The sequence below is a fragment of the uncultured Cardiobacterium sp. genome (assembly GCF_938028185.1).
GTDB lineage: Bacteria > Pseudomonadota > Gammaproteobacteria > Cardiobacteriales > Cardiobacteriaceae > Cardiobacterium.
In genome coordinates, this window is record NZ_CALJAH010000271.1 from 1 (window position 1) to 5145 (window position 5145).

5 protein-coding genes and 2 pseudogenes are annotated in these 5145 nt (G+C 59.3%); 5 read left to right on the forward strand and 2 right to left on the reverse strand.

The window, feature by feature from the left end; translation table 11 throughout:
* The 5 genes and pseudogenes from Q0349_RS07960 to Q0349_RS07980 all read left to right on the forward strand — a co-directional run.
* Positions 1-620: pseudogene (locus tag Q0349_RS07960) on the forward strand (hypothetical protein); the annotation flags it as partial.
* A 22-nt stretch (positions 621-642) separates the two neighbouring features.
* Positions 643-879: a DUF6429 family protein gene (locus Q0349_RS07965; protein ID WP_298080336.1), complete on the forward strand. Its 237-nt coding sequence runs from the start codon at positions 643-645 to the stop codon at positions 877-879.
* A 7-nt stretch (positions 880-886) separates the two neighbouring features.
* Positions 887-1339, forward strand: coding sequence for a DNA polymerase III subunit chi (locus Q0349_RS07970; protein ID WP_298080337.1), 453 nt, complete (start codon positions 887-889; stop codon positions 1337-1339).
* A gap of 52 nt (positions 1340-1391) precedes the next feature.
* Positions 1392-1916: pseudogene (locus tag Q0349_RS07975) on the forward strand (Fic family protein); the annotation flags it as partial.
* Complete coding sequence (locus Q0349_RS07980; protein ID WP_298080339.1) at positions 1913-2740, forward strand: hypothetical protein; 828 nt, start codon at positions 1913-1915, stop codon at positions 2738-2740. The pseudogene Q0349_RS07975 and the gene Q0349_RS07980, both read left to right, overlap by 4 nt.
* A gap of 53 nt (positions 2741-2793) precedes the next feature.
* Here Q0349_RS07980 and Q0349_RS07985 read toward each other — a convergent pair whose 3' ends face one another.
* Both Q0349_RS07985 and Q0349_RS07990 read right to left on the reverse strand, forming a co-directional pair.
* Positions 2794-4257 carry a DUF4139 domain-containing protein gene (locus Q0349_RS07985; RefSeq protein ID WP_298080340.1) on the reverse strand — a complete coding sequence of 488 codons (1464 nt, stop codon included), beginning with the start codon at positions 4255-4257 and terminating at the stop codon, positions 2794-2796.
* A gap of 75 nt (positions 4258-4332) precedes the next feature.
* Positions 4333-5055 carry a hypothetical protein gene (locus tag Q0349_RS07990; protein WP_298080341.1) on the reverse strand — a complete coding sequence of 241 codons (723 nt, stop codon included), beginning with the start codon at positions 5053-5055 and terminating at the stop codon, positions 4333-4335.
* Positions 5056-5145: the final 90 nt, after the last annotated feature.

Consider the following 5145-nt stretch of genomic DNA (forward strand, 5'->3'; position numbering starts at 1 on the left):
GGCTGCGCCTGCCGCACCTCGCCTGCGCCATCCTCGCCGCCACCGCCTGCGGACTGGGCTTTCCGCAAACCGCCGCCTGCCTCGCCCTCATCCTCGCGGGCGAACTGTGGTGGCGGGGCGTACTCGCCATCACGCGCGAACTGCCGCTGCCTGCCACGCCCGCCTCGCTCTACGCCGGGATGATTGCCTGCTACGCGGTACTCGCCACCTACGCCCCGCCCGCCTGGCTGCCGTATGTCATCGCCTTTGGCGTGGCGACCGCACTCGCCGGATTCAGCCGCATCCCCGCCGACGACCCCACGCGACGCGACCATTTCTACGGCGCCATCCTGCTCGGCATCGCCTTCGCCTGCGTGGATAACGCGCCGTGGCTGGCGTACTACTGGCTGCTGCCCTGCTGCGCCGACCTCGCCCGCCGCTACCGCGACTACGACCTGCGCTTCCTCGCCGCTGCCACCGCCTGCATCTACCTCACCCTGCTTGCCGCCCTCGGCTGGCAACTGTGGCGACTGCGCCACAGCGCGCCCGTCGTCGCCCTCTTTGCCGCCATCCTCATTGCCACGGCCGCCTGCTGGCACCTGCTGTCCGTGCTGGACGACGGCAAAGCACCATCTGATTAACCCAACCAAGGAGACATAAACCATGCCATACGACGACCAAAAAATCGAAGATGCCCTGCTCGCGCTGATTACCGTAATCAGCAACCGCGAAACCGGCCATTTCTGGAAAAACTACGACTTTGACCTGATGAATACCCTCTACGAAAAGGGCTACATCACCCAACCACGCAGCCGCAAAAAATCCGCCCATCTCACCCTGGAAGGGCAGGAAAAGGGACTGGCGCTCGCCGCCCGCCTGTTCGGCAAAGACGACAACTGATGCCGCCATGCCCGTAAAACCCACCGTCCGCTTCTACATCCTGCCCGATGGCAGCGGTCTCGAACACCGCCTGGAGCTCGCCTGCAAACTCGCCGAAAAAGCCCAACAGGAGCGGCTGCAAACCCTCATCTGTTGCGCCGACGAGGCGATGGCGGCGCAACTCGACCACGCGCTTTGGCACTACCGCGCCGACGACAGCTTCCTCACCCACTGCCGCCCGGACGACCCGCTTGCCGGCGAGGCGGCAATACTGCTCGCCGTGCCGCCGGAGCGCATCGCCCGCGCCGACGTCCTCATCAATCTCAGCCTGGAAACCACGCCCGACCTGCCGCGCGATTGCAGCCGTGTGCTGGAAATCGTGACACCGCAGCCAGACGTGCTGCGCAGCACCCGCAGCCGTTACGCCGCCTACCGCGAGCGCGAACTTGACCCGCAAACGCACCGCATCGGCAGCGTCTGAACCATCAGGAGTCCGTATGGAAAATGCAAACCCGACAGACCTTCACCGGCAAGTGATACAGGACTACGCCAACAGCTGGAGCCTGCTGCAAGGCTACGATGCGCAAAGCCTCGCCGCTACCAGCGCCCGCCAGAACGGAATGCGCGCGCTCGCCCTCGATGACGTGCTTGCCGCGCTGGCCGACCTCAAAACCGCGCTCGTCGCCAAGGGTGAGGCGACTGCACTCTTTGCCCAGGTGCGCGGCGACGGCCTCGCCTCGGCCATTGCCACCATCGAACAGGGCTTTGGCGACGACCTCTTTTATCCGAACATAGCCAGCCGCGCCGCTCATCTGCTCTACTTCGTCATCAAAAATCACCCGCTCGCCGATGGCAACAAACGCAGTGGCGCCTTTCTCTTTCTCTGGTATCTGCGCCTCAACCAGCACCTGCTCGACAAAACCGTCGCACAATTCATCAATAACAATACCCTGGTCGCACTGACATTACTCGTCGCCGAAAGTGCGCCCGCGCAAAAAGACCTCATCATTCGCCTCATCGAACATTTCATTCCGCTCAAAGAAAATTCCGCCCCATGAATATCCGCCTTATCCTTTTTTTATATCCCGCCATTGCCAGCGCACACAATTGCGCCGAAATGGATGCCGCGCTCGCCACGCCATTGCGCCAATTACAAAACACCCAATCTGTCGTCGCCTACGAACGCGGCGAGCGGGACGGCGCCAATAGCGAAATACACCGCCTGCTTGCCACGCAGGCCAATACCAACTGGGATTGCGATTACCCGCAGGCGCAGGCGGCGGGATTGCGCATTGCCACCGCCGCTGACAAACAATTCCGCGCCTGGCGCTGGGACGATATGACCGGCGGTATCGAGCGCCATTACCGCGAAGTCTGGCAATACCGCACCCACGATTGGCAAACGCGCATTATTGATGCGCCCGCCATTGCCGCCACGCAAAACGAACAAACCATTGCCATTGATACCGCGCATTTGGGCAAGAAAGGCACCGCCTGGTTTCTCATCGAAAGCGACAAGGATGCAATGCTAAACCATGCGGAAAAACTGACGCTGTTGCACGTCGCAGGCGATGACCTCGTCCCCGCTGCGTGGATAGCGCACGACAATACGCTGACCGCGACCCTGCAATACGAATACGATATGCGCAGCCTGCTCGACCAGCCCGCGCTGAGCAAATATCCGGCACGCACCCGTTTCATTTACGACGACGAAAAGAAGACCCTCACCTTCCCCCGCGTCAAAACCACGGCAAAATATCCCGGCGGCGCAATGCAAAATGAATTGCAGCATTACCGCTTTGATGGCGACAACTTCGTTGCGGAAACACCCACCCGTAAAACGCCCCGCCCGCAACGCAAAAGTCCTTTTTCGGGCAGATAACCCGTCCATAAAAAAACCGCCGGTCATTCCGGCGGTTTTTGTTGGTGCGATATTCAGAATTTAATCCGCACCGTGTATTTCAATTCCACTTTGCCATCCGCCGGAACAGGCACTTGCCATTGCGCCAAATCCGCGCCGACTTTTTCGTGCTTGAAGGTTTCTGCGGTGATATTCCAGTCGCCCGGCAACGGCTCAACCACTTTCACCGTGACGTCTTCTTTTTTGGCATTGCTGAGTTCGATGCTGTAAGTCGCCTCGAACTGTTCGCCATCAATCAGTTTGCCCAGTTTGCCGCTGTCCAGATTTTTCACGGACACGCTTTTCCACACGCCGGTCACGTCAAAGGCGCTGCCCAGTTTGAGGCGCACCGTGTCATTTTTGGCGGTGTGGTCAATGCGGTCTTCGCCAATGAACTGGGCGCGATTGTCGCTGTCGTTTTTGTAAACGCGGACGATGCCTTTCGGCAGCGGGATGCCCAGTTGGCCTTTTTCTTCGTTTTTGAATTCGACGAAGACATCGACTTTGCGCTTGTCGCCCAGCTCCGGCGATTCGCCGCGCAGACTGTTGTAATAGGTGTAATTTTCGCCCTGCAGGCGGTATTCCTTGCGCACCGGGACATTGGCGGCGGAGAGCAGCGCCACCTGTTTTTTCTGGTTGTTTTTCAGCGTGGTCGGGCGGTTCAAAGTGTAGAGGTGGTATTCAAACAGCGATTCTTCCGCCATCGGCGCGGCCTCTTCCATCGCCGCGACCGGGGCGGCGCGCAGCGCCATGCTGTCAAAGTCCGGGCGCACCCGGCTGACATCGCCCGCGACCAGTTGCAGGGTGGCGTTGTCGTAGGTGGTGCCGCTCTGGTTGTCCAGCGTCACCCAGCCGGCGAGGTTGAGGCTTTTTTCGTCGTTGGCAAGGCTGGCGACGTAATCGGCCTGCCACGAGAAGCCGCTGCTGAGGTAGGCGAGATCGACGGTCTGCTCGCCCGCCTGTTCGCTTTGCAAATCAACGGTGAGCGTCGGGTGATCGCGCAGGTTGGCGGGGACGTCGCCGTAGGCGAGGCGGGCGTTGGCGGGCAGCCCGGTTTCGATGCGGTCGGCGTATTGCAACACCACGCCGTCGTTATTGGCGAGTACCGTCGCTTCTTCGCGCGTTTCCGCGCCGCTCGCCGGGTTGGTATGGATGACGGTGACACGCTTGCCGACGTATTTGCCCAAGAGCGACTGCGCACTCAACAGGTCGTAATCGAAGTTCTGCTCCAACAGTTGCAGCGCCGCGCCGCTGCGGGCGGCGAGGCTCGCCGTTTCCGGCATGATGCGGGCGGAGACGTCGCGCAGGGCGATGCGGTTCGCGCCCGCGTTCAGCGGCAGTTTGCGCGCTTCGCGCACCAGCGCGAGGTTTTCGTTGTAAATGGTGACGGCGACGGCTTCGCGGTCTTTGCCTTCGCTCACGGTCTCGGTGATATCGGCAAAGGCGGCATGACTGACCACCAGCGCAAGCGCGGCGGCAATAGTGGTTTTACGGGGCATGATGGCTCCTGAGTGTGAAAAAGGCGCCACTTTACGGATTGCAAAGTGGCGGGATGATGACAATGCGGCAAGCGTTTATTTTTGGAAGCCTGCCATTTGTTGGGTAAATACCGTTTGTTTTTCGGCAGGCAGGGTTTGCAGATAATCTTCCACGATAGTTTTTATTTCGGGATATTGCTTCATGTTACTGCCCAGCGACCATTTGGCCGCACCGGTCGTTAAAGGGTCTTTGCTGTCCTTGCTGGCAATGACAAAATCCACGATTTTCTTTACATATTCCGCTTTGCCTGTCGCATAAAAAGAGACCCACAAGACATCGAGCGAGGCGGCATCCGGGAAGGTCAGGCTGGTAAATTCTTCCAGATTTAATCCTTCCGTTTGCTTGACCAATTCCTGCGGGGGATTGATTTTTTCGATACATTTTTCGCTATCCGGCGTTGCCGCAAATCTGTATAGAATCAGTAAATCAGCGGCATCTATTTTGGCTTGCAGCGCGTCGCACCATTTCATCGTTTCCTGCGGATTATCACGCAAAACCTGCGCACCCCACGCCATCATATTGAATCTGGCGCTGGCCTTGTTCTGAAAAATGGGTTTGTCTGCCATATGCAGCAATAACTTTAGGGCGCGCGCCGGATCAGGATGGCGGAAATAGGTTGAGACTTCATCTTCGCGCTCTTGCACGGTGGTCTTGGCGGGCGGTGCTGCCGGGGCAGCGGCGGCGGACGCGTTTTCCGCCTGTGCCAGCGGGCAGAGGGCGAGCAGCAAGGCGGCAACAAGGGCGGTTTTATGAGGCATGATGGCTCCTGATTGTGGAAAAGACGGTAATGTAGGGCGTAATGGACAAAACGGGTGCTAAAAAACGCCGCAGCCCTTACGCTGTAAGGC

Bases quoted from the DNA above. Each gene is read 5' to 3' on its own strand.
- Q0349_RS07990 (WP_298080341.1), bottom strand. From the start codon at position 5,055: ATGCCTCATAAAACCGCCCTTGTTGCCGCCTTGCTGCTCGCCCTCTGC.
- Q0349_RS07980 (WP_298080339.1), top strand. From the start codon at position 1,913: ATGAATATCCGCCTTATCCTTTTTTTATATCCCGCCATTGCCAGCGCA.
- Q0349_RS07985 (WP_298080340.1), bottom strand. From the start codon at position 4,257: ATGCCCCGTAAAACCACTATTGCCGCCGCGCTTGCGCTGGTGGTCAGT.
- Q0349_RS07965 (WP_298080336.1), top strand. From the start codon at position 643: ATGCCATACGACGACCAAAAAATCGAAGATGCCCTGCTCGCGCTGATT.
- Q0349_RS07970 (WP_298080337.1), top strand. From the start codon at position 887: ATGCCCGTAAAACCCACCGTCCGCTTCTACATCCTGCCCGATGGCAGC.